Origin of the sequence: Streptomyces ortus (genome assembly GCF_026341275.1) — a bacterium.
Taxonomy (GTDB): domain Bacteria; phylum Actinomycetota; class Actinomycetes; order Streptomycetales; family Streptomycetaceae; genus Streptomyces; species Streptomyces ortus.
In genome coordinates, this window is record NZ_JAIFZO010000002.1 from 587,496 (window position 1) to 606,742 (window position 19,247).

Annotated in this window: 17 protein-coding genes and 2 tRNA genes; 5 read left to right on the plus strand and 14 right to left on the minus strand. The window is 71.3% G+C overall.

Annotated elements, in window-relative coordinates; all coding sequences use genetic code 11:
* Positions 1-98: 98 nt before the first annotated feature.
* Both K3769_RS05805 and K3769_RS05810 read right to left on the minus strand, forming a co-directional pair.
* Complete coding sequence (locus K3769_RS05805) at positions 99-1,322, minus strand: hypothetical protein (protein ID WP_267025380.1); 1,224 nt, start codon at positions 1,320-1,322, stop codon at positions 99-101.
* A complete protein-coding gene (locus tag K3769_RS05810) occupies positions 1,319-1,885 on the minus strand; it encodes a DUF4365 domain-containing protein (RefSeq protein WP_107019874.1) in 567 nt (188 codons plus the stop codon). Before K3769_RS05810 ends, K3769_RS05805 begins: the two co-directional genes overlap by 4 nt.
* A 168-nt stretch (positions 1,886-2,053) precedes the next feature.
* On the opposite strand from K3769_RS05810, the gene K3769_RS05815 reads away from it, so the two are divergent.
* On the plus strand, positions 2,054-2,782 hold the full coding sequence (locus tag K3769_RS05815) for a 3'-5' exonuclease (RefSeq protein ID WP_267025381.1): 729 nt from the start codon (positions 2,054-2,056) through the stop codon (positions 2,780-2,782).
* Positions 2,783-3,003: 221 nt separating this feature from the next.
* Here the strand turns inward: K3769_RS05815 and K3769_RS05820 are convergent.
* Together K3769_RS05820 and K3769_RS05825 are read right to left on the minus strand one after the other, a co-directional pair.
* Positions 3,004-3,075, minus strand: a tRNA-Val gene (locus tag K3769_RS05820).
* A gap of 39 nt (positions 3,076-3,114) precedes the next feature.
* Complete coding sequence (locus K3769_RS05825) at positions 3,115-3,573, minus strand: SRPBCC family protein (RefSeq protein WP_267025382.1); 459 nt, start codon at positions 3,571-3,573, stop codon at positions 3,115-3,117.
* A gap of 121 nt (positions 3,574-3,694) precedes the next feature.
* Here K3769_RS05825 and K3769_RS05830 point away from each other — a divergent pair, with 121 nt between their 5' ends.
* Entirely contained in the window at positions 3,695-6,136 is a 2,442-nt protein-coding gene (locus K3769_RS05830; RefSeq protein WP_267025383.1) for an SCO7613 C-terminal domain-containing membrane protein, read from the plus strand.
* A 677-nt stretch (positions 6,137-6,813) separates the two neighbouring features.
* On the opposite strand, the gene K3769_RS05835 is transcribed toward K3769_RS05830, so the two are convergent.
* From K3769_RS05835 to K3769_RS05865, 7 genes are all read right to left on the minus strand, one after another.
* Positions 6,814-9,570: an exo-rhamnogalacturonan lyase family protein gene (locus K3769_RS05835; RefSeq protein WP_267025384.1), complete on the minus strand. Its 2,757-nt coding sequence runs from the start codon at positions 9,568-9,570 to the stop codon at positions 6,814-6,816.
* Between the two features lie 137 nt (positions 9,571-9,707).
* On the minus strand, positions 9,708-10,316 hold the full coding sequence (locus K3769_RS05840; RefSeq protein ID WP_267025385.1) for a hypothetical protein: 609 nt from the start codon (positions 10,314-10,316) through the stop codon (positions 9,708-9,710).
* A 7-nt stretch (positions 10,317-10,323) separates the two neighbouring features.
* Positions 10,324-11,250: a carbohydrate ABC transporter permease gene (locus K3769_RS05845; protein WP_372514867.1), complete on the minus strand. Its 927-nt coding sequence runs from the start codon at positions 11,248-11,250 to the stop codon at positions 10,324-10,326.
* Positions 11,247-12,218 carry a carbohydrate ABC transporter permease gene (locus tag K3769_RS05850; RefSeq protein WP_267025387.1) on the minus strand — a complete coding sequence of 324 codons (972 nt, stop codon included), beginning with the start codon at positions 12,216-12,218 and terminating at the stop codon, positions 11,247-11,249. Before K3769_RS05850 ends, K3769_RS05845 begins: the two co-directional genes overlap by 4 nt.
* On the minus strand, positions 12,218-13,507 hold the full coding sequence (locus tag K3769_RS05855; RefSeq protein ID WP_267025388.1) for an ABC transporter substrate-binding protein: 1,290 nt from the start codon (positions 13,505-13,507) through the stop codon (positions 12,218-12,220). Before K3769_RS05855 ends, K3769_RS05850 begins: the two co-directional genes overlap by 1 nt.
* A 667-nt stretch (positions 13,508-14,174) precedes the next feature.
* Positions 14,175-14,246, minus strand: a tRNA-Val gene (locus K3769_RS05860).
* Positions 14,247-14,315: 69 nt separating this feature from the next.
* The gene (locus tag K3769_RS05865; protein WP_267025389.1) at positions 14,316-14,750 is read right to left on the minus strand and encodes a TIGR02611 family protein; all 435 of its coding nucleotides are present in this window, start codon (positions 14,748-14,750) and stop codon (positions 14,316-14,318) included.
* A 191-nt stretch (positions 14,751-14,941) separates the two neighbouring features.
* Here K3769_RS05865 and K3769_RS05870 point away from each other — a divergent pair, with 191 nt between their 5' ends.
* Both K3769_RS05870 and K3769_RS05875 read left to right on the plus strand, forming a co-directional pair.
* Positions 14,942-15,355: an SsgA family sporulation/cell division regulator gene (locus K3769_RS05870; RefSeq protein ID WP_003959770.1), complete on the plus strand. Its 414-nt coding sequence runs from the start codon at positions 14,942-14,944 to the stop codon at positions 15,353-15,355.
* Positions 15,356-16,137: 782 nt separating this feature from the next.
* Positions 16,138-16,695: a CGNR zinc finger domain-containing protein gene (locus tag K3769_RS05875; protein WP_107019721.1), complete on the plus strand. Its 558-nt coding sequence runs from the start codon at positions 16,138-16,140 to the stop codon at positions 16,693-16,695.
* A gap of 41 nt (positions 16,696-16,736) precedes the next feature.
* On the opposite strand, the gene K3769_RS05880 is transcribed toward K3769_RS05875, so the two are convergent.
* Complete coding sequence (locus K3769_RS05880; RefSeq protein ID WP_189772695.1) at positions 16,737-16,889, minus strand: hypothetical protein; 153 nt, start codon at positions 16,887-16,889, stop codon at positions 16,737-16,739.
* 175 nt (positions 16,890-17,064) lie between these two features.
* The gene (locus tag K3769_RS05885) at positions 17,065-17,511 is read right to left on the minus strand and encodes a hypothetical protein (protein ID WP_267025390.1); all 447 of its coding nucleotides are present in this window, start codon (positions 17,509-17,511) and stop codon (positions 17,065-17,067) included.
* 266 nt (positions 17,512-17,777) lie between these two features.
* Between K3769_RS05885 and K3769_RS05890 the strand changes: the two genes are divergently transcribed.
* Positions 17,778-18,302: a DsbA family protein gene (locus K3769_RS05890; RefSeq protein ID WP_267025391.1), complete on the plus strand. Its 525-nt coding sequence runs from the start codon at positions 17,778-17,780 to the stop codon at positions 18,300-18,302.
* A gap of 41 nt (positions 18,303-18,343) precedes the next feature.
* Here the strand turns inward: K3769_RS05890 and K3769_RS05895 are convergent, their stop codons facing one another.
* Positions 18,344-19,168 (minus strand): GNAT family N-acetyltransferase, encoded by an 825-nt coding sequence (locus K3769_RS05895; protein WP_267025392.1) that lies wholly within the window; start codon positions 19,166-19,168, stop codon positions 18,344-18,346.
* Between the last annotated feature and the right edge of the window lie 79 nt (positions 19,169-19,247).

A 19,247-nucleotide genomic window follows, 5' to 3' on the forward strand; every position in this document is an offset into this window, starting at 1 on the left:
CCACCGCGAAACGGTTATCCCCTCGGGGCCGAGGGTCCCGGTCGCCGCGCCCCGGGCCCCGCCCCTGCCCCGGTCGCGGGGGCGGTCGCGGTGGCGCGTCAGTCCTCGGTGCACGCCTCCTCGAAGAAGTCGAGGTTCTCCTGGAGCGACTTCATCAGGCGGTCGCGTTCCGCCTCGTCCACCTGGACCGGTGTCACCCCGCACGCCCCGGTCAGCCGCCGGAATCCGCCGCGGCTCTCCAGCCGGCCGTGCACCCGCACCGGGAGCCCGACGAGATGGGCCTGCCCGGCGATCCGGTACGACTCCTCGTCGAGGGTCATCCGGACGTGCGGGACCTCGGCGCCCGCCATGACCTTCAGCCGTACGGTTCCGTCGCCGCGTGGCCCCGACCTGCGCATCCGCACCACGGCCCCGGTGATGCGCACGGGCACGGACGGCTCCTCGCGCAGATAGCGGGCTCCCGCCGCACGCAGTGCGGGCAGGTCGCCGGGCGAGAACTCGACGGGTTCCGCGGGCGCCGCGCACCCTTCGGGGACCCCGGCGGCGGGCGCCCACTCGACGGCGACCCTGGCACCCTCGGTGCCCCGCACCAGCGCCACGAGCGCCTCCGTCAGCTCATGGCTCACACCCGCCTCGACGGCCCCGTCGAAGGCGTCCATGCCACCGGTGGCACGCCGGTAGTCGATCGCCTCACGGGCCGCGTACAGCGCTTGGTGCAGTTGCACGGCGAGCGGGCGGCCGGTGGCGACCGGCACGAAGGCGGTGAGGCGACGGCCACCGGGGGCGGCGCCGACCAGCACGTTCTCCAGGGAGGCGGCGGCGGGCCTGCGGTGGCGGGCGCCGTGGTAGCCGGCCCGGCCGCGGGTGGCGAGGGCGCCCGCGAGGAGGATCTGCCGTGCCGCCGTACGCAGTTGTTCCTCGACCGTCCACGGCGAGGTGCCGACCGGGCCCACCGGCACGTCGCGCCACCAGTGGATCTCGTCGCTGGGCACGGCGAGGCCGACCAGGACGTCACGGGCGGCGGGCGAACCACTGCGGGACAGCGCGACGAGGGCTTCGCCGAGAAGGTCCTCGCTGTCGGGGAATGCCCGGCTCTCCGGCACGAGCAGGCTGGTGCCGGATCCGCCGGGCCCGGGCGGGGTCCAGCGGCCGTAGCGGCCGGGTGCTCCGCCGCGGCGCTGCCAGCCGTGCCGGTGCAGCAGCGCGCCGAGGACGGCGGGGTCGACCTCGTCGGGCCGCGGCGGCTGGTCCCACGGTCCCGGCGGCTCGACGGGGTGGGGCCTGACGGGGCGTAGGGGCTCGTCGAAGGGGCGGTGCGTCACGGTATGCCTCCCGTACCGACCCGCGTCATGATCTCGCAGAGCGCCCTGTCGTCGAAGACGCGCGTGGTCGGTATCCGCACGGTGGTCCTGCGCCGGCCGGTGATCCGGTGTCCGGCGAGGTTGATCCAGTAGCAGCAGTGCCGCAGGTCGAGGCCTTCGTGGCCGGCGCGCAGCCAGTCGTCCTGCGATCTGGGCACGAGCATCACGACCAGTATTTTGTGCACCGAGACCGGGGTCCGGGCCAGCTTCTCCAGGTGGGCGTTGTCGAGCGTGAAGGAGAAGGCGGCGCCCGGCGGGTTCGGCGGGATCTGGTACGTGCACTTGAGCTGCACCTTGATGGTGACTTCGTCATCGACCGTGTGCCCGGGGGCGCTGTGGCTGACGTGCCAGTCGATGCCGTTGTCCGGAAAGGGCTGGGACAGGGAGCAGCCCGAGGCAGCCGCCACCGCGTGCAGATAGCCGACCTGCAGTGTCTCCATGCAGGCGGTGGTGGCCAGTGAGCCGCGATGCGGTGCCGTCCGCCGGGGCAGCAGCCCGCCCTGCTCGGGCTGCGCGAGCGCCATGTCCAACAGCCTTCCGAATCCGGTGAATCCCCGCGACGAGTCGCTGAACTGCAAAGACCCGTACCTCTGTTGTCTCCTTCCGGCGTACGGCGCAAACAGCCCGGGTATCACAAAAAGGGCAGGGGACGGCGCGTCAACTGCCGAAGGTGATCGAGGAGTTGTGTGCGTATGACGTGCTGGTACGAAGGACCCCTGGCCGCTTTCGACACGGAGACGACCGGTGTCGACGTGGAGAGAGACCGGATCGTGTCGGCGGCCGTCGTCGTCCAGGACGCCCCCGGCAGCCGCCCGCGGATACGGCGCTGGCTGGTGAATCCGGGGGTGCCGGTGCCCGAGGGCGCCACGGCGGTGCACGGCCTGACGGACGAACACCTGCGGCGCAGCGGTCGCTGGCCGTCGCCGGTGATGAACGAGATAGTCAGGGAACTGACCGAGCAGAGCGCGGCGGGGCGCCCGCTCGTGGTGATGAACGCGCCCTTCGATCTGACGCTCCTGGACCGGGAGTTGCGCAGGCACCGGGCGTCCTCGCTGGACCACTGGTTCGAGTCCGTGCCGCTGCGCGTCCTCGATCCGCGGGTCCTCGACAAGTATCTGGACCGCTACCGCAAGGGCCGTCGCACGCTCACGGACCTGTGCGCGCACTACGAGGTGGAGTTGCAGGGCGCCCACGAGGCGGCGGCCGACGCGCTGGCCTCCCTGGAGGTCGTCCGGGCGATCGGCCGGCGGTTCGCGACCCGTATGGAGCGGCTCTCGCCGACCGAACTGCACACGCTGCAGGGCGGCTGGCACGCGGCGCAGGCCCGCGGCCTGCAGGCATGGTTCGCCCGCAGCGGCTCGGAGGAACTGGTCGACCCGTCCTGGCCCCTGCGTCCCGAACTCCCGGCGGAGGCCGCCTGAGCGGCGCCGGCCCGGGAGGCCGAGGCGGAGAGGGCTCGGCGCGCTCGCCGCCCGGCACGGAGGCGAACGTACGACGCGGCTCACGAGTCCGCCGGTACGGAGCAGGCCGGGACAACGACAAGGCCCCTCCCCCGGCGAGGGGAGGGGCCTGTGTTACGGGCTTCGGTCGAGGCCCTACCGGACTGCGAGGACGTGCCTCGGTCCTGTCAGGACGTCGATCGTGGGCGATACTGGGTTCGAACCAGTGACCTCTTCGGTGTGAACGAAGCGCTCTCCCACTGAGCTAATCGCCCGGGAACGCACCGAACAATACAGGTCTCCGTGCGCTTCCTTCAAACCGCTTCGCCGTCGCCGCGAAGGTGGGCGGCGAGCCCCCGCCTCCCCGCCCGCATCATCAGCGCGTGATTGGCGCGGAAGACGGGCCGCCCCGGCACCGCGAACCGTCGCAGCAGCGGCTTGGTCACGTGCACCTCCTGGTCGTAACGGGCGCGGGTGCCCGGCCCGTCGGCGGTGACGGTCCACCGCGCCCAGCCGTCCACGTCACCCTTCATCGCGATCTCCAGGATTCCGGCCGCCCGGTCGCGGCGGACCTCCCGGGCGGTGAACACCAGGTCGTACGGCAGTACCGAGCGGATGCGGATGACACCGCTGACCTCGTCGACGGGCGTCACCTCGCGCACCTGCGGCCACCATCTCGGATAGCGCTCGGCGTCGGCCAGCGCGCCGTAGACGTCGTCGGGCAAGGCGGCGAGGATCCAGAGGCTGCGGAAGCGGTAGTGCGTCCAGTCCATGGGACGCATGATCCCGCTCCGCCCGCCGACGGCAAACCCACGACGCACGACTCGGATCTGAGTACGCCCTGAGTACGTACGCTCATGCCCGGGGGACGTGACCCGGACCACACTCCGAGGTATGACGAACATTCCGCCGGCCGAGGAGTTGCGGATCCTCGACCACGAGCTGTGGCAACTGGACGCCCGCAGGGCCCAGTTGCTGGCCCGTCGGATCTGGCTGCTCAACGTGCCCCGGGCTGCCGGGCCCCAACCGGCCCCGGCCCATGCCCCGGCCGCCTGGCCGCCCCGCGGTCCCCGGTCCCGGCGTCCGGAGGCCACGGCTCCCGGTGTGCAGAACGTGCTGCTGGTGCTCGGCGGCGTCCTGCTGACCATCGCGGCCATCGCGTTCACGCTGGTGAGCTGGGGCGACATGGGCATCGCCGGACGGGCGGCGGTCCTCGGCGCGGTCACCTCGGCCGCGCTCGCCGCGCCCGTGCCGCTACTGAAGCGCGGCCTGCGCTCGACGGCGGAATCGGTGGCGGGCCTCGGCCTCGCGCTGACGGTGCTCGACGCCTACGCCCTGCACGAGGTCGCCCTCCCCGCGGTGGACGGCACCGGCTACACGGCAGTGGCGGCGGCGCTCCTGGCCGCGCTGTGGAGGGCGTACGGCCGGGTGCTGGGCGACCTGCGGCTGCCGCTCCCGGCGGCCGTGGCGGCGGCCCAACTCCCCCTGCTGCTGTGGGCGGGGGCGGCCGACGCGGGTGACCACGCCATCACGGCGGCACTCCTGGTGACGGCCGCGGCGGACACGGCGCTGGCCCTTTCCACCCCGGCGCAGTCCGTCCTTCCCGTACGCGTGGTCGCCGCCGTCGGCGCGTACGGGACGGGCGGCCTCGGTGTCCTGGCCGCTGCCCTCCTCACATGGGACGCCCCCGGTCCGAGCGCCGCCGCCCGTGCGGCGGCGCTCCTCGCCCTCGCCGCGGCGATCGCGCTCGGGGCCGCCTGGCGTGCCCCCGACGCGCGGGCCGCTCTCGGTCTGGCGTCGGCCGGCGGTCTGATCGCCGTCGCCGCGGCGGGCGGTGTGCTGCGCACGGTACTGCCCGGGGTGTGGACCGTCCCGGCCTGTCTGGCCTGCGCGATCGCGCTGCTGTCGGTACGCGGCACCCGGCTGCCGGGGACCGTGCGCCGGGGTCTGTTCTGGTCCTCCACGACGGTGCAGGCGCTCGCCGTGGCCTGGACCCTGCCCCTCGTCGCCCTCGCCCTTCTCGGCCCGGCCGGCTGGGTCGCCCACGTGTGGTCCGGTGCTCCGTCGGACGCCCGCGACGCGGTGACGGTCGCCGTGCCCTGGCCGTACGGCACGGAGAGCGCCCCGCTGGTGCTGGCGGCGGTGGCGGCGGTGCTGGTCCTGACGTTCCGGGGCGGTGCGCTGCGCCCCCTCGCCCTGAGCGGGGCGCTGGTCCTGGCCTTCTCCACGGCCCTGGTCCTCCCCGCGATCACGCGACTCCCCTACCCGGCGGCCCTGCCCGTGCACGGCGCGGCCACGGTGGGGATGCTGGCGGCAGCGGCGTACGCGACCGCGACCGCCGACCGCTCCCCGGCGGAGGGCCGACGCGCGCCCCTCCTCCCGACCGCCGCGCTCTGCCTCGCGCTCCTCGGCTCACTGCACCTGCTGGCCCTCTCCCTGGCCTCCGAGGTCGCAACGCTCGCCGTGCTCGGCGGCCTGACCGCGATGTTCGCGTCGGCCGCCGTCCTGTGGAAGCACCCGCACGTCAGGGCCGTCACGGGCGCCGCCTCCCTCGCGTACGCCACGGTGCTCGTCTGTGCCACGGGCGCGTCCCTCGACTGGCAGCCGCAGCACATCGCGCTGCTCGTCCTGGTGGTGCCGACCGCCGCCGCGGTGCTGGCGCCCCGGCTCTGCGATCGCGCGCCGACGCTGTCCGTCGAGATCACGGGAATCGTCGCGGGACTGCTGGCGATCGACCTCGCGACCCCCGAACCGGCCGTCCTCGCCCTGGTCCTGGCCCTGTGCGGGGTGATCGCCGCGGGCACCGCCCTGCGTGAGGACCGCAGGCGGGTCGGCGGCATCGCGGCGGCGGCGCTGTTCGTGCTGGCGTCCTGGGTCCGGCTCGCCGCCTGGGAGGTCGGCGCCCCGGAGGCGTACACGCTGCCGGTGACCGTGCCCGCGCTGCTGGTCGGGTACGCCCGCAGGAGCCGTGACCCGGAGGCCTCGTCCTGGACGGCGTACGGCCCCGGCCTCGCGGTGACGCTGGTGCCGAGCCTCCTGGCCGTGTGGGACGACGTGAACTGGCTGCGCCCGCTACTCCTGGGTTCCGCGGCACTGGCCGTCACCCTGATCGGCGTCCGGCACCGCCTCCGGGCCCCGCTCGTCCTGGGCGGCGGCACGCTGGTCCTGGTCGCGCTCCACGAACTGGCCCCGTACCTCGCCCAGGCCATGGGCGCGGTCCCCCGCTGGGCACCCCCCGCCCTGGCCGGCCTCCTGCTCCTGACCCTGGGCGCCACCTACGAACAACGCCTACGGGACGCGCGGCGGGTCAGGGACGCGCTGGGCAGGATGCGCTGACGCGACCACGGCGGGGGGCGCCCCACCGGTGGGGCCCTCCTGGGGCGCCCCCCTGGGGAACCGCCCCGTGGAGAGTCGCTCCGCCGGGAATCCGCCCCGCGGGGGACCACCCCGTGGAGTCCCGTTCCGTGGGGAGTCGCCCCCGGGGAACCGCCCCGCGCGGAATCCGCCCGTGGAGAACCAACCCGCGCGGAACCACCCCGTGGAGAACCGTTCCGTGGAGAGTCGCCCCCCGGGGAACCGCCCCGCGCGGAATCCGCCCGTGGAGAACCAACCCGCGCGGAACCACCCCGCGGGGAGTCGCCCCGCCAGGGGCGCTCCCGAGGGGCGCGGGGAACTGCGCGGCCAGCCCCAGCGGACCCGCACGCAAATAACCCGCCTGCCCTGGAGGGCCACGGGGCGCAACGAACGGCGGTGTACTACAGGCCGTACACCACTGCACCCACGCCGTAGCTGGCCGCGCAGTTCCCCGCGCCCCTGAAGGGCGTCAGGGCGGGCGCATGTCGGCCACTGCACCCACGCCGTGGCTGATCGCGCAGTTCCCCGCGCCCCTAAAAGCGCCAGGGCGGGCGCATATCAGCCACTGCACCCACGCCGTGGCCGGCCGCGCTGTTCCCCGCGCCCTCCGGAAGGCGCCGTGGCGGACCGGCGCCGCCTTCCCCCACCCAGCGGCAGCGTCACGGCATCTTGTTGCCGATCAGTGCAAGATTCTGGATCGCCGCCAACCCGTACAACGCGGTCGTGTTCGTCGACACCCAGGACGCCTCGCTGCCGGCGACGAGCCCCACCGGCCCCGCCACCTCCTTCGTGGACCAGTCGGTCGACTCCTTGTAGTCCCACGTGTCGGCACTGTTGTAGAACTGCCGCCACGCCCGCGCGGCCAGCGCGTCGTCCCCCAGCTCCACCGCCGCGTACGCGTCCTGCCGCGAGTGCCCCTGGAACAGCAGCAGCGACCCGAAGTCGGAGCCGTAACGGGCCTTCTGCTCGGCCTTGGTCGCGTTGAAGTACCGGCAGTAGTCGAGCCACGCCTCCTTGAACCGCGGCATGTCGATCTGGTCGAGCAGTTCGGCGTTCAGCTCGACGAGCCCGAACATCGCGGACAGGTGCGACACCCCCACCACGGCGGAGTCCGCGACGGCGAACTTCCCGGTGTCCAGGTCGTACAGCGCACTGCCCTGGACGAACCCGTTCGGCTGCGCGGCGATGGTCTCCATCGTGGACAGCACCCGCGCCCGCGCCTTCTCCCACTTCGGCCCGCGCCGCTCCCATTCGGTGAGCCACGCCGACACGAGCCCGCTCCAGTCGGTGCCGAAGCCGATGGAGAGGGCGTTGCGGTCCGGCTCGTACGGCTCGGTGCGGATCTTGCGGATCGGGTCGAGCACGAGGAACGTCTCGTCGGAGTCGACGTTGGCGTGCATCAGGTCGCCGACGCGTTCGTCCCCGGTGAGGAAGTAGTAGTAGCGCCGGTACGTCGTGTTGGCGATGCGCTGCTGCTTGGCGCTGTCGGCGTAGTGCTGCACGCCGTGCCGTGTGCCGAGGCCCGCCCATGTGCCCAGGTGGTAGACGTCGACCTCGCCGGTGTGCCGCGTCATGGCCTCCGCGAACCGGAAGATGTCGGCGCGCCCGGAGCGCATGTAGGCGAACCAGAGCCACAGGTCGGGCGACAGTTCGGAGTTGTCCCAGGCGTAGCCGCCGACGTCGTAGCACCACTGGTGCCGGCTCGGGTCGTACGTGTGCATGATGTCGCCGTAGTCCCAGAAGCCGTACCACCTGCGCATCTCCACCTGGTCCTGGTAGTAGGTGAAGAGGAAGTCGAGATGGTCCTCGATCTTCGCCTTGGCGGCGGTGGAGCGGTCCGGCTCGGCGAACAGCCGGCCGAAGACACCTGCCTCGACGAGCTGCCGGGGCGGAGCGGCGAGCTGCGCCGGCTTGCGTACGGCGGCCACCTGCTGCGCCATCGCCGCGGCGCTCGGCGTCGACTCGTGGGCCCAGAAGAGGAGTTCGCTGGTACGGGCGATCCCGTAGGGGGTGCCGAAGCCGGGCTCGTAGTCCTCGTAGGTGATGTTGAGGCCTTCGAGCTGCTCGGGGTACGTGTCCTGGCCCATGCCGTCGTGGTAGAAGCGCAGGTCCATGGGTGGTGACTCGGGCGACCAGAGCCACAGGGTGACCTCGGCCTCGTCGGTCTGCGCGTCGCGGATGTCGAGCTGGGCGGGGAACTTCTCCCAGAAGTCCCGCAGCCCGAAGGCGAGTCCGCCACTGGCCCCGCCCACGTAGCCGAAGCCGCTGGCCCGCCGGCCCCCGCCCGCGGAGATCCAGCCGTGGCCCTTCTTGGTGCGCTTGCGCACGCCGAAGCCGTCCGCCGACAACTGCGAGAGGGTGTAGTCGCCCCACTCGGGGATGTACTGGAGCCGGGTGGTCACCCGCTGGTCCCAGGTCGCCGGATCGGGCAGCTTCTGCCCCTCGAACTGGGCCGTGCGGATGGCCGCGCCCGGGTCCCGGCGGAGCCCGGTGATGCCCTTGACCGCCTCGCGCAGCAGCCCGGTCCCCTCCCCGCCGATCCGGATGTGCCGGTCGTACGCGGCGTCGCGCATCGGCACCTTGAAGCGCACGCCGATGCCGCGGATGAAGTCGCCGCTCGCCTTTCCGGGCTCCTGGGTGCCATCGAAGGTGATCGTGTGGACCATGCGGAACGACTCGCCGCCCGCGTAGAAGTAGAGGCGCACCGAGAAGGGCAGCCAGCTCCGGCCGCCCTTGCGGTGCTTGCCGTCGATACGGACCACGGCCCGGACCGGTCCGTCCTGCTCGACCTCGGCCTCCGCGATGACGCTCTCGAAGCGCTCGTACTTCTCGGCGCCCTGGTCGCCGTCCTCGATCTCGGGCTGGCGCAGCAGCACGAGACGGCCGTCCCTGGCGATCTCCGTCGAGCCGCGGACGACGGACTTGACGAGGGCGGAACCGCTCCTGCCGAGCTTCGCGGTGATGACCCCGGTCGAGACGGTGAGGGTGCCGCCGCTCCTGCCGACCGTGACCTCCTTCTGCGGGGCGGCGGGCGGACCCGCGTCGAGGGTGAGCTTTCCGCTGCCCGCCCCCGGACCGACCGCGTGCGCGGTCCACTTCAGGGAGCCGTCGGGCCAGTAGCCGATCGGCCAGGACTGGACGGGCACGGCCTTGCCGTCGGCGTCGGTGAGCGCGAACGTCTGGTCCTTGTCGTACGTGCCTTTGGGCCAGGGCACGCCCACGGTCGAGCCGGGCGCCGCGCCGAGGCCGCCGTCCTCCAGCCAGTCCAGGGGCACCGGGTCCGCGTCGGCGGCCTTTGCTCCCGGGGTGGTCTGCGCGGCCCGGGCGTCCTGTGCGCCCAGGGCCCAGCTGAACTGGGTGGCGGCTCCGGCGACGGCAGCCGCTCTGAGGAGGGACCTGCGGGGGATGGGGGACATGGCCTTTCCTTTCCTTGCGAGGTGGTCAGGATGGCGATCAGGGAGGTAGTCAGGTGCATGACAGACAAGGGCTCGGCGCCCCGCGCCGGCCCTGTGTCCGTGCACGCGCGCGTGGCGGGTGCCGGCGAACTGTTCGGTCAGCGGCGCCGGCCGCGTTCCTCCACGGCGAGGGCCGCCGCGGCGACGGCCCCCAGGACGGGGATCGCCAGCGGCGGCACGAACCAGCCGGAGACGGCCACGACGGCCAGTCCTCCGACGAGCAGGAAGGACCCGGCGGGGTCCAGGACCGTACGGCGTCCGGCGGCGCCGAGCAGCTCGCGCCACCGGGCGCCGGGCTCCCAGACGGCCGCCGCGCGCAGCCCGGCGACGGCCAGCCCGATCAGCGCGAACAGCCCCACGGCCCCGACGAACGGGCCGCCGGGAATCCCCGCGCGCACGGCCTGGACGTCTACCCACACCGCGAGGGCGGCGGCCCATCCCGCGAGCCCGGCGGCCCACCCGCCGCGCACGGCCAGGCGGAAGTCCGCGACGAACTCCCGCCAGCCGCCCGCCTCGTGGCCCGTACGCCGTCGCAGATGCCGTGACCCGGCGGCGAACGCCGCCGGACAAGTGACCAGGGGCAGCGAGGCCACCGCGATCCACACCCCCGTGAGCAGACACTCGGCGAAGAGCGCGAACCGCTCGGCGAAGGCGGACTCCCGCCGCGTGACGGTGGCCTTACGGGCGGTCGTGCGCGTCTGGGTCATGACCTGTTCAGCCCTTCAGACCGGAGGTCGCCATGCCGTCGATGAGGTAGCGCTGGAAGGCGAGGAAGAAGGCCAGTACGGGCAGCAGGGCCACCAGCGACATGGCGATCATGCCGCCGTAGTTGGCGACGCCCTCCTGGTCGCGGAACATCATCATGCCGAGGGAGACGGTGTACTTGGCGGGCTCGTTGAGATAGATCAGCGGGCCCATGAAGTCGTTCCAGGCGTTGATGAAGGTGAAGATCGCGCTGGTGATGAGCGCCGGCCTGCACAGCGGCAGCACGATCGACCAGTAGATCCGCAGATGCCCGCAGCCGTCGAGCCGTGCCGCCTCGTCCAGTTCCCTGGGCAGGTTGCGCATGAACTGCACCATGAGGAAGACGAAGAACGCCTCGGTGGCCAGGAACTTGCCGAGCAGCAGCGGCACGTACGTGTTGATGAGCTCCATCTTCTGGAACATCACGTACTGCGGGATCAGCAGTACGTGGTACGGCAGCAGCAGCGTGCCGATCATCAGCGAGAACATCAGGTTGCGCCCGGCGAACCGGATGCGGGCGAACGCGTACGCCGTCAGCGAGCAGGAGACCAGGATGCCGACGACGGAGCCGAGCGCGTAGAAGAGGGAGTTCTGGAAGAACGTGGCGATCGAGATGTCCGCGATGCCGTCGGCCAGCCCCTTGAAGTTCTGCAGGATCGGGCTGGTCGGGAAGAGCTGCAGACTGCCGATGATCTCCCGGCTGGGCTTGAACGAGGCGCCGATGACCCAGACGACGGGGTAAAGGACGACCGCGAGGACGAGCAGGGCGCCGATGTGCCAGGCGAGCGACCCGGTGCTCTTCCGCCCGAGTGGCAGGGACTTGCGCGGCGGGGCGGCGTTCGTACGGGTACCCGTACTCGCGCTTGCGCCAGTGGTCGTGGGGGTGGTGGTGCTCATCGGGAGGCCTCCTCGTAGTGCACCCATCGCTTCTGGGACCAGAAGAGGACGACCGTCACCAGGGCGACGGCGAGCAGCAGCATCCAGGCCATCGCCGAGGCGAAGCCCATCTGGGCCTCCTTGAAGCCCTTCTGGTACAGGTAACAGGTGTAGACGAGCGTGGAGTCGGCCGGCCCGCAGGTGGCGTTGGAGACGACGTACGCGGAGCCGAAGATCTGGAACGAGTGGATGGTCTCCAGCAGCACGTTGAAGAACAGCACCGGGGAAATCATCGGCAGGGTGATGCTCCAGAACCGCTTGAACGGTCCGGCGCCGTCGACCTCGGCCGCCTCGTACAGCTCTTTGGGCACCTGCTTCAGACCGGCGAGGAAGATGACCATGGGGGCGCCGAACTGCCAGACGGTGAGTGCCACCAGGCTGTAGAGCACCCAGTCCGGGTTGCCGACCCAGCCCCCGACGTCGACCCCGAAGAACGACTGCGTACGGTCCACGGCGGCGTCGTCGGAGAACAGCGCGCGCCACACGAAGCCGATGGACACGCTCGCGCCGATCAGCGAGGGGGCGTAGAACGCGGCCCGGTAGAAGGCCTGTCCGCGGCGGCTCTGGGCGAGCAGCAGGGCCACCCCGAGCGCGAGCAGCAGTTTCAGCGGGGTACCGATGACGACGTACTTCGCCGTCACCTCGACCGACTTCTGCCACCGGGGGTCGTCGAGCATCCTGCTGAAGTTGTCGAAGCCGATCCACTTCGGGGAGTCGAAGAGGTTGTAGTCGGTGAACGCGAAGTAGAGCGATGCGGCCATGGGCCCCGCGGTCAGCAGCAGAAAGCCCGCGATCCAGGGGGACATGAAGAGATAGCCGGCCAGGTTCTCCCGGCGGCCCCGCCGCCGCACGGCGACGGGGCCGCCGGGACGCTTCTCCGGGGCATCCGGCGGAGAGTCCTTGATGAGCGTCGTCACTGCTGTTCCCATCAGGTGGCGAGGGCGGTCTTCGCCTCGGAGAAGAACTGCTTGACGGCGTCGGAGACCTTGGTCTTGCCCGTCGACATGTCGGCCGCGACGCGCAGGAACGCGGCTTCCACGGTGTCGGCTCCCGCCGGGTGCGGAGTGATGGTCCCCAGCAGTCCGGCCTCGGCGACGTCCTCCTCGTACTTCGCGATCGCCAGGTTGGGGGCGTCGGTCGGCTTGTACGCCTCGAACTGCTCGGTGGTGGCGAGGATGCCCCGGTCGTAGCCCATGATCTTGCCGACCTCGGGGTCGTGCACCATGAAGGAGATGAACTGGGCGACTTCCTTGGGGTGCTTGGTCCGCGCGAAACCGCTCAGCATGAGCGAGCCGAGATACTGGCCGGTCTCCTTGCCGTCGGTGGTGGGGATCGGCGCCAGGCCGTACTCGCTGTCGCCCTCCGTGGCGTAGCGCACCGTGAAGTTGTCCCAGGTGAATTCGGACGCCGCGTCACCTGAGGCCAGCGCCGACTTGGGCTTCAGCTGCTCGACCTTCTTCGGGTCGGTGACGATGCCGGCCTTGACCCGGTTGTAGCCGTCCTGCCACCACTCCGTCAGATCGGTCTCCGCGAAGCCGAGTCCGTCCTCGGTGAAGAACGCCTTGCCGTTCTGGCGCAGATAGAGGTCGTAGAGGTACATGATCCCGAAGTAGCCGCTGTCGCCCGCCACCTTCTGGGTGTCATGGATCTTCTTGAGCGCGGCGAAGTACTCGTCCCAGGTCCAGCCCTGCTCGGCCTTCACGCCGGCGGCTTTGAAGACCTTCTCGTCGATGACGAGTGACATGGTGTTGGAGCCGACGGGCACGCCGAGCAGCTTTCCGTCGACTTCGCCGACCTTCTCGACCCCGGCACGGAAGTTCTTGAGGTCCAGATTTCCGGCGTCCACTTGCGACTTGAGGTCGAGCAGAACGCTTCTGTTGTCGTACTTCCGCAGGAATGCGACCGCGTTCTGGAATACGTCCGGTGGATTTCCGCCTGCGGCCTGGGTCTGGAACTTCTCCCAAAAGGCCACGTAATCCTGGAAGTCCGTCTTCACCTTGATCTTCGGGTACTTCTTCTCGAAGAGCTTGATGGACTGGTTGATGCGCTTGGCCCGCTCCTCGGCGCCCCACCAGGCGAAGCGGATCTCGACGGTACCGTCGCCCGATCCGCCGCCGTCTCCCCCGCAGCCGGTGGTCGCGGCGAGCCCCGCCGTGGCGAGCGACGCCCCGGCCGCCTTGAGGACCGTCCGCCTCTCGACACTCCCGTTTATCCCCACAGTCGGGCCTCCTCGCGACGCCGTCGTCCGCTGCCATGAATCGTTTCAAGTAAGCGCTTGCTGGCACAAGGTACGGAGGCCCTCGGCGGGCGTCAATGATTCGGACAGGAATTGGTGTGAAGCGGCTTGGGGGCGGGTGGGCGTCATTGGGGCGAAATGGCCGCGGAGGGGTGGCTTCGCCGGGGGCTTCGTGGGGGGCTTGTGGGGGGCCGCGGTCGTCTGCGATGCCTTCGCGGGGGGTCTGCGGTGCGGCTGCGGTGTCTCTGCGGTGCGCCTGCGGTGCCCCTGCAATGCCTTTGCGGCGGCTTGGCGTCGGGGGCCGCAGGTGGGGAGGGGGTCGCGCGGGCGACGCGTGCTCGGTGCCGCATCTTCGACGATGTGGGGCAGGCTGCCGGGGGCCGCCTCGGAACCGCTCTCAGCGCCGCCGAGCGGCGGGGCGGTCGTTCGGTCGGGCCCTGGGGCTTGGCGTCGTCGGACGGGTCTCGCGATCACCGGAAGTGGGAGTCGTTCCGGGGCATCAGGCGTGGTCGGCGCGCGCGACCGTTGGACGTTCGCCGACACCGGGCCGCGAGGTGCGGCTGCCCTGCGGCTGGACGGACTGTCGTCCAGAACGGCGACAGGCGGCCTGGTCCACGGAACTCGTGGGCCAGGCCGCCTGTCGGCAGTGTGGGCGATACTGGGATCGAACCAGTGACCTCTTCGGTGTGAACGAAGCGCTCTCCCGCTGAGCTAATCGCCCGGGCGCAGGAAGAAGATTACCCCATGTCAGGGCATGCGCCCGACCGCCCCGTGCGTGCGTGAACCGCCGCTACTCCTTGATGTTCCACGGCATCTCGACGCCGAACTTCCACACGTACACCCCGACCAGTACCGCGATGATCACCAGCCCGACGGTCGTCAGGATGATGTTGCGGCGTCGGACCTTCGGGTCGAGAGCCTTCTGTGTGGCCTCGGTGACTTTGCGTTTCGTCCAGCGGAGCACCAGCTGCGCCCAGACGAACTCGGTCGCCCAGATCGCCATACCGCCGAAGATCACCAGCCAGCCCGGACCGGGCAGAGGCAGCATGATCACGCCGGCCACGACGACCGCGAGACCTACGACGAACACGCCCACCTGCCAGCTCAGATGCAGCATGCGGCGCGCCTTGATGAATTGCGGCGCACGGGATCCGAGCGCCGGCTCGCTCTTGGTTTCGTCGGCCGCCACGGCGGCCTCCCCCGTTCGGTCACTCCCCGTATTCATACGGCCAAACCCTACCGGACGGAAACCGGTCACCGGAATGGTCGCAGTACGCGAACGAGGACTCGGCCGGATGAGGTACCTAAAGACACGCAAAACACTCAGAGGGGTTTACAACGGCACCGTAGGTGGCATGTCGATTTCGCCGACGTGCGAATCCCCGAGCGCACACTGAGCGAAAGGCCCTGGCGCTTATGAACACCACGGTCAGCTGCGAGCTGCACCTGCGCCTCGTTGTGTCGAGCGAGTCCTCCCTGCCTGTCCCCGCAGGCCTGCGGTACGACACGGCCGATCCCTACGCCGTGCACGCCACCTTCCACACCGGAGCGGAGGAGACTGTCGAGTGGGTGTTCGCCCGCGACCTTCTCGCCGAGGGCCTGCACCGGCCCACCGGTACCGGCGACGTCCGAGTCTGGCCGTCCCGCAGTCATGGTCAGGGCGTCGTGTGCATCGCCCTGAGCTCTCCGGAGGGCGAAGCTCTGCTGGAGGCCCCGGCGCGGGCCCTGGAGTCATTCCTGAAACGAACCGACGCCGCTGTGCCTCCTGGCACGGAACACCGGCACTTCGATCTCGATACGGAGCTCTCGCACATCCTGGCCGAAAGCTAGGACGAGGCTTCGTACCAAGCCGCCCGGCGCCGTCCACTCGGGGAGACGGCTCGGGCTCAGACAACCGCATATGGATGACACAGACGCCGTCTCCGCGGGTTCGCGGGGGCGGCGTCTGTGCGTCGAGCGGTGCCGGCCTTGTGACCAACCGACTGCGCCGTTCCCCGCGCCCCTGGGTGGGTCGGGCTGCACCTCGGACGCTCCGTGACCGCCGCCGGTCCGGGGCGATTGCGCCGTTCCCCGCGCCCCCAGGTCGGTCGGGGTGCGCCTTGGTCGGTTCGTGGCCGTCGGACCCGACCGACTGCGCCGTTCCCCGCGGCCCTGGGTGGGTCGGGCTGCACCTTGGACACTCCGTGACCGCCGCCGGCCCGGGGCGATTGCGCCGTTCCCCGCCCCCCCAGGTCGGCCGGGGTGGGCCTTGGTCGGTTCGTGGCCGTCGGACCCGACCGACTGCGCCGTTCCCCGCGCCCCCGGGTGGGTCGGGCTGCACCTCGGACGCTCCGTGACCGCCGCCGGTCCGGGCGATTGCGCCGTTCCCCGCGCCCCCAGGTCGGCCGGGGTGCACCTCGGACGCTCCGTGGCCGTCGGACCCGACCGACTGCGCCGTTCCCCGCAGCCCTGGGTGGGTCGGGGTGTGGCTTGGGTGGGGTGTGGGCGTTGGGCTGGGGTGAGCGGGTCGGTTTTCGGGGGCGTGGGTGGGCGCGGTCGTTTGGGGGGTGGAGCCGCTAGCATCGGCCAGCATCGGCGGGCGTCCGCCCGACCTTCAGGCCAGGGAGCGAAACGTGCTGATCACCCACGACACCCGGTGCGCCCTCGACACCGTGGTCGATCTGGTGAACACCGCACCGGAGGACGACACCCCGGACGGACTCGCGAACCTCGCGGCGCTGCTCGACTTCGTGCGAAAACACAACATGAGCGATGTCGGGACCTTGTCCGAGCTCGACCTCTCGGCGGTGCGCCGGATCCGGGGACGCTTCGCCGCGGTCTTCGCCGCCCCGGACGCCCGTACCGCCGCCTCGCTCATCAACGAGCTGGTCGCCGCCGCCGGCACCACCCCACGCCTCACGAACCATGACGGCTACGACTGGCACGTGCACTACTTCGCGCCCGGAGCATCCGTCGCCGACCACCTCGCCGCGGACTGCGGCATGGCGCTGGCGTTCTTCGTGGTGGCCGGAGAAGAGGAACGGCTGCGCCGCTGTGAGGCACCGGACTGCCGACACGCCTTCGTCGACCTCTCCCGCAACCGCTCCCGTCGCTACTGCGACAGCCGCACCTGCGGAAACCGCCTGCATGTCGCCGCCTACCGGGCACGGCGCAAGGAAGCGGCAGGCTGACGGAGTCCTCAGCGGGTGACGCCGGGGACTCCGCTTACGGCTCAGAGCAGCAGCAGATCGTGCAGCGAAGCCATGAGCAGCAAACAGCCGATCACCGCAAGGAAGATCATCAGCGGTGGCTGAGAAAGCGCGAAGAGACAACCCCGCCGCTCCTCGGGAGGAACAACGGTGTCGCTCTGGGTTGTGTCCAGCATCTCGCCGCGATGATGACTCAGCCGAGACGCCCTACGCGATCAACACGCCCGGATTATGGGGGAGTTAGCCGAAATCCGTGACACGGTGTTCCACGATCTGGGATAGACGGGTCCTGGGCGGGTCCAACGCAGGTGTGGGGCGGTTGCCGCGATCGGTCGTCGTGCCGTTGATTCTTCATATTCCGTGTTTTTTCAGGATGGCCTCGATGTCGCTGAAGTCCTCCCCCGCCGGGGCCTTGCGCGGCTTGCTCTCGGGACGGGCCGCGGGGCGCGCCGCCGCCGGGCCCAGTGAGGGAGCCGAGGCCGCCGGAGCCACCGCCTCGCGCTGCGCGGCCCGGGCCGCCCTGCGCTCCTTGCGGGTCCCGCCCGTACGCCGCTCCACGGCGCGCGTGGCCATGAACAGCAGCCAGGCCGCCCCGAGCACACCGAAACCGGCCCAGGCCGTCGGGCTGAAGGCCGTGTCGGCCGCCCATTCGACGACCCCGGTCATCACCAGACCTAGCGGGACCAGTGAGTACGCGGCGAGGCGGGCCGCGGTGAGGAAACGTTTGCGGTAGGCGGTGACCGCGGCGATGCCCAGGCCTGCCGCGGCGACGGCGGAACAGACGGTCTCGGCAATCATCCGGTCCTCCAGGCAGGGCGGGCGGTGTCGGGCAGGGGTGCTTCGTCCCTTCCATCCTGCACCGACGCGTGCCCGGTATGCCATGGTCCTGGGAGACCTCAGGGACATCTCCGGGTCGGGTCCTCCTCAGGTGCCGGTCGACGACGGGCAGCTCGGAGGCCCGTCGCGGCCGGTGCCCACGCGGTGCCCACGCGGTGCCGACCGGACCCGGGGGCGCCCGGAGGTCCCGGTTGGGACACGGCGGTCCCGGCTGGGAGACTGGGCCCATGAGCGACTCCTCCCCCGCCCGCCCCGCCGTCCCCGTACTGGACATCTGGTGCGAACTCCAGTGCCCGGACTGCCGCAGCGCCCTCGACGACCTGCGCGGGCTGCGTGCCCGCTACGGCGACCGGCTGGAGCTGCGGCTGCGGCACTTTCCGCTGGAGAAGCACAAGCACGCCTTCGCGGCGGCCCAGGCCGCCGAGGAGGCCGCGGAACAGGGCAAGGCCTGGCCGTACGTCGAGGCTGTGCTGGAGCGCGTGTCGGAGCTGGACCGCGACGGGGAGGCGCTTCTCCTCGACGTGGCCCGCGGGCTCGGCCTGGACGCGGAGGAGTTCGACACGGCCCTCATCGACGGCCGGCACATCCTGATCGTCGACGCCGACCAGGCCGAGGGCAAGGCCATCGGCGTGACCGGCACGCCGACGTACGTCATCGACGGTGAGCGTCTGGACGGCGGCAAGAGCCAGGACGGGCTGCGCGAGCGCGTCGAGGAGATCGTGGACCGGCTGCTGGCCGAGCGGGACGCCTGACATTCACCGTCACCGGCGCCCCCGGCCCGGCAGCCCCGCGGCTACAGCAGGTCCTTGTAGAGGTGGTACGTGGTCGTGGCGTAGCCGAGTGATTCGTAGAGCCGCTCGGCCGGGGTGTTGCCGGCGAAGACGTTCAGGCGGACACCGGGGCGTCCGGCGGCGAACGCCTGCGCCTCCGCCAGGAGCATCAGTGAGCGGCCGTACCCCCGGCCCCGATGCCCCTCGTCCGACTCGACGCGGTAGACGAACGCCCAGCCGTCGCGCAGCGCCAGCCACAGCATGCCCACCCGAGTCCCCTCGTGCTCCAGGACGCTGAGGTCGACGCCCTCACTGTCGAGCCCCTCCGGCAGCAGAGCTGCATGGTCGCGGTCGGACTTGGCGAGGGCCTCGGCCTCGGGCACCCCCCGGGTGATCCAGGACTGGGCGTACGTCTCCTTGGCATGCGCCAGCCAGGGTACGAACTCGGCCTCCGTCATGGGGCGTCCGCGGCGGCCGGCGGGCAGTTCGGGAGGGGCGCCGTCGAGCGGCTTCTCCATCGCGCGGTTGCGGACCACGTAACCGAGGGCCGTCGCGAGCCTCAGGGCCGGCGCCGCGTCGGCGGGTACCGACACCTCGATCCGCCCGCAGCCCCAGCCCCGTAGCACCTCCTCCGCGGCGAGCGCGGCCACCGTGCCCCGGCCGCGACCGCGGTCCGGCTCCTCGATGCCCAGTTCCCGGATCCGGGCGACGGACGGTCCGGAACCGGGCTCGGTGGCCAGATGTACCGCTCCTACGGGACGGCTGTTCACACAGACCGTGTAGTGCCGGGAGAGCGCCCCGTCGGCGTCGCGCTGAAGCGGCTCGGTCGGCCGCAGAGTGGTGGTCATCAGGGGTGTTGTACCCGCCCGGACGCCCTCACGCCATCGAGTTCGGCTCAGGGAACGACTCGGGGATCGACTCGGGGAT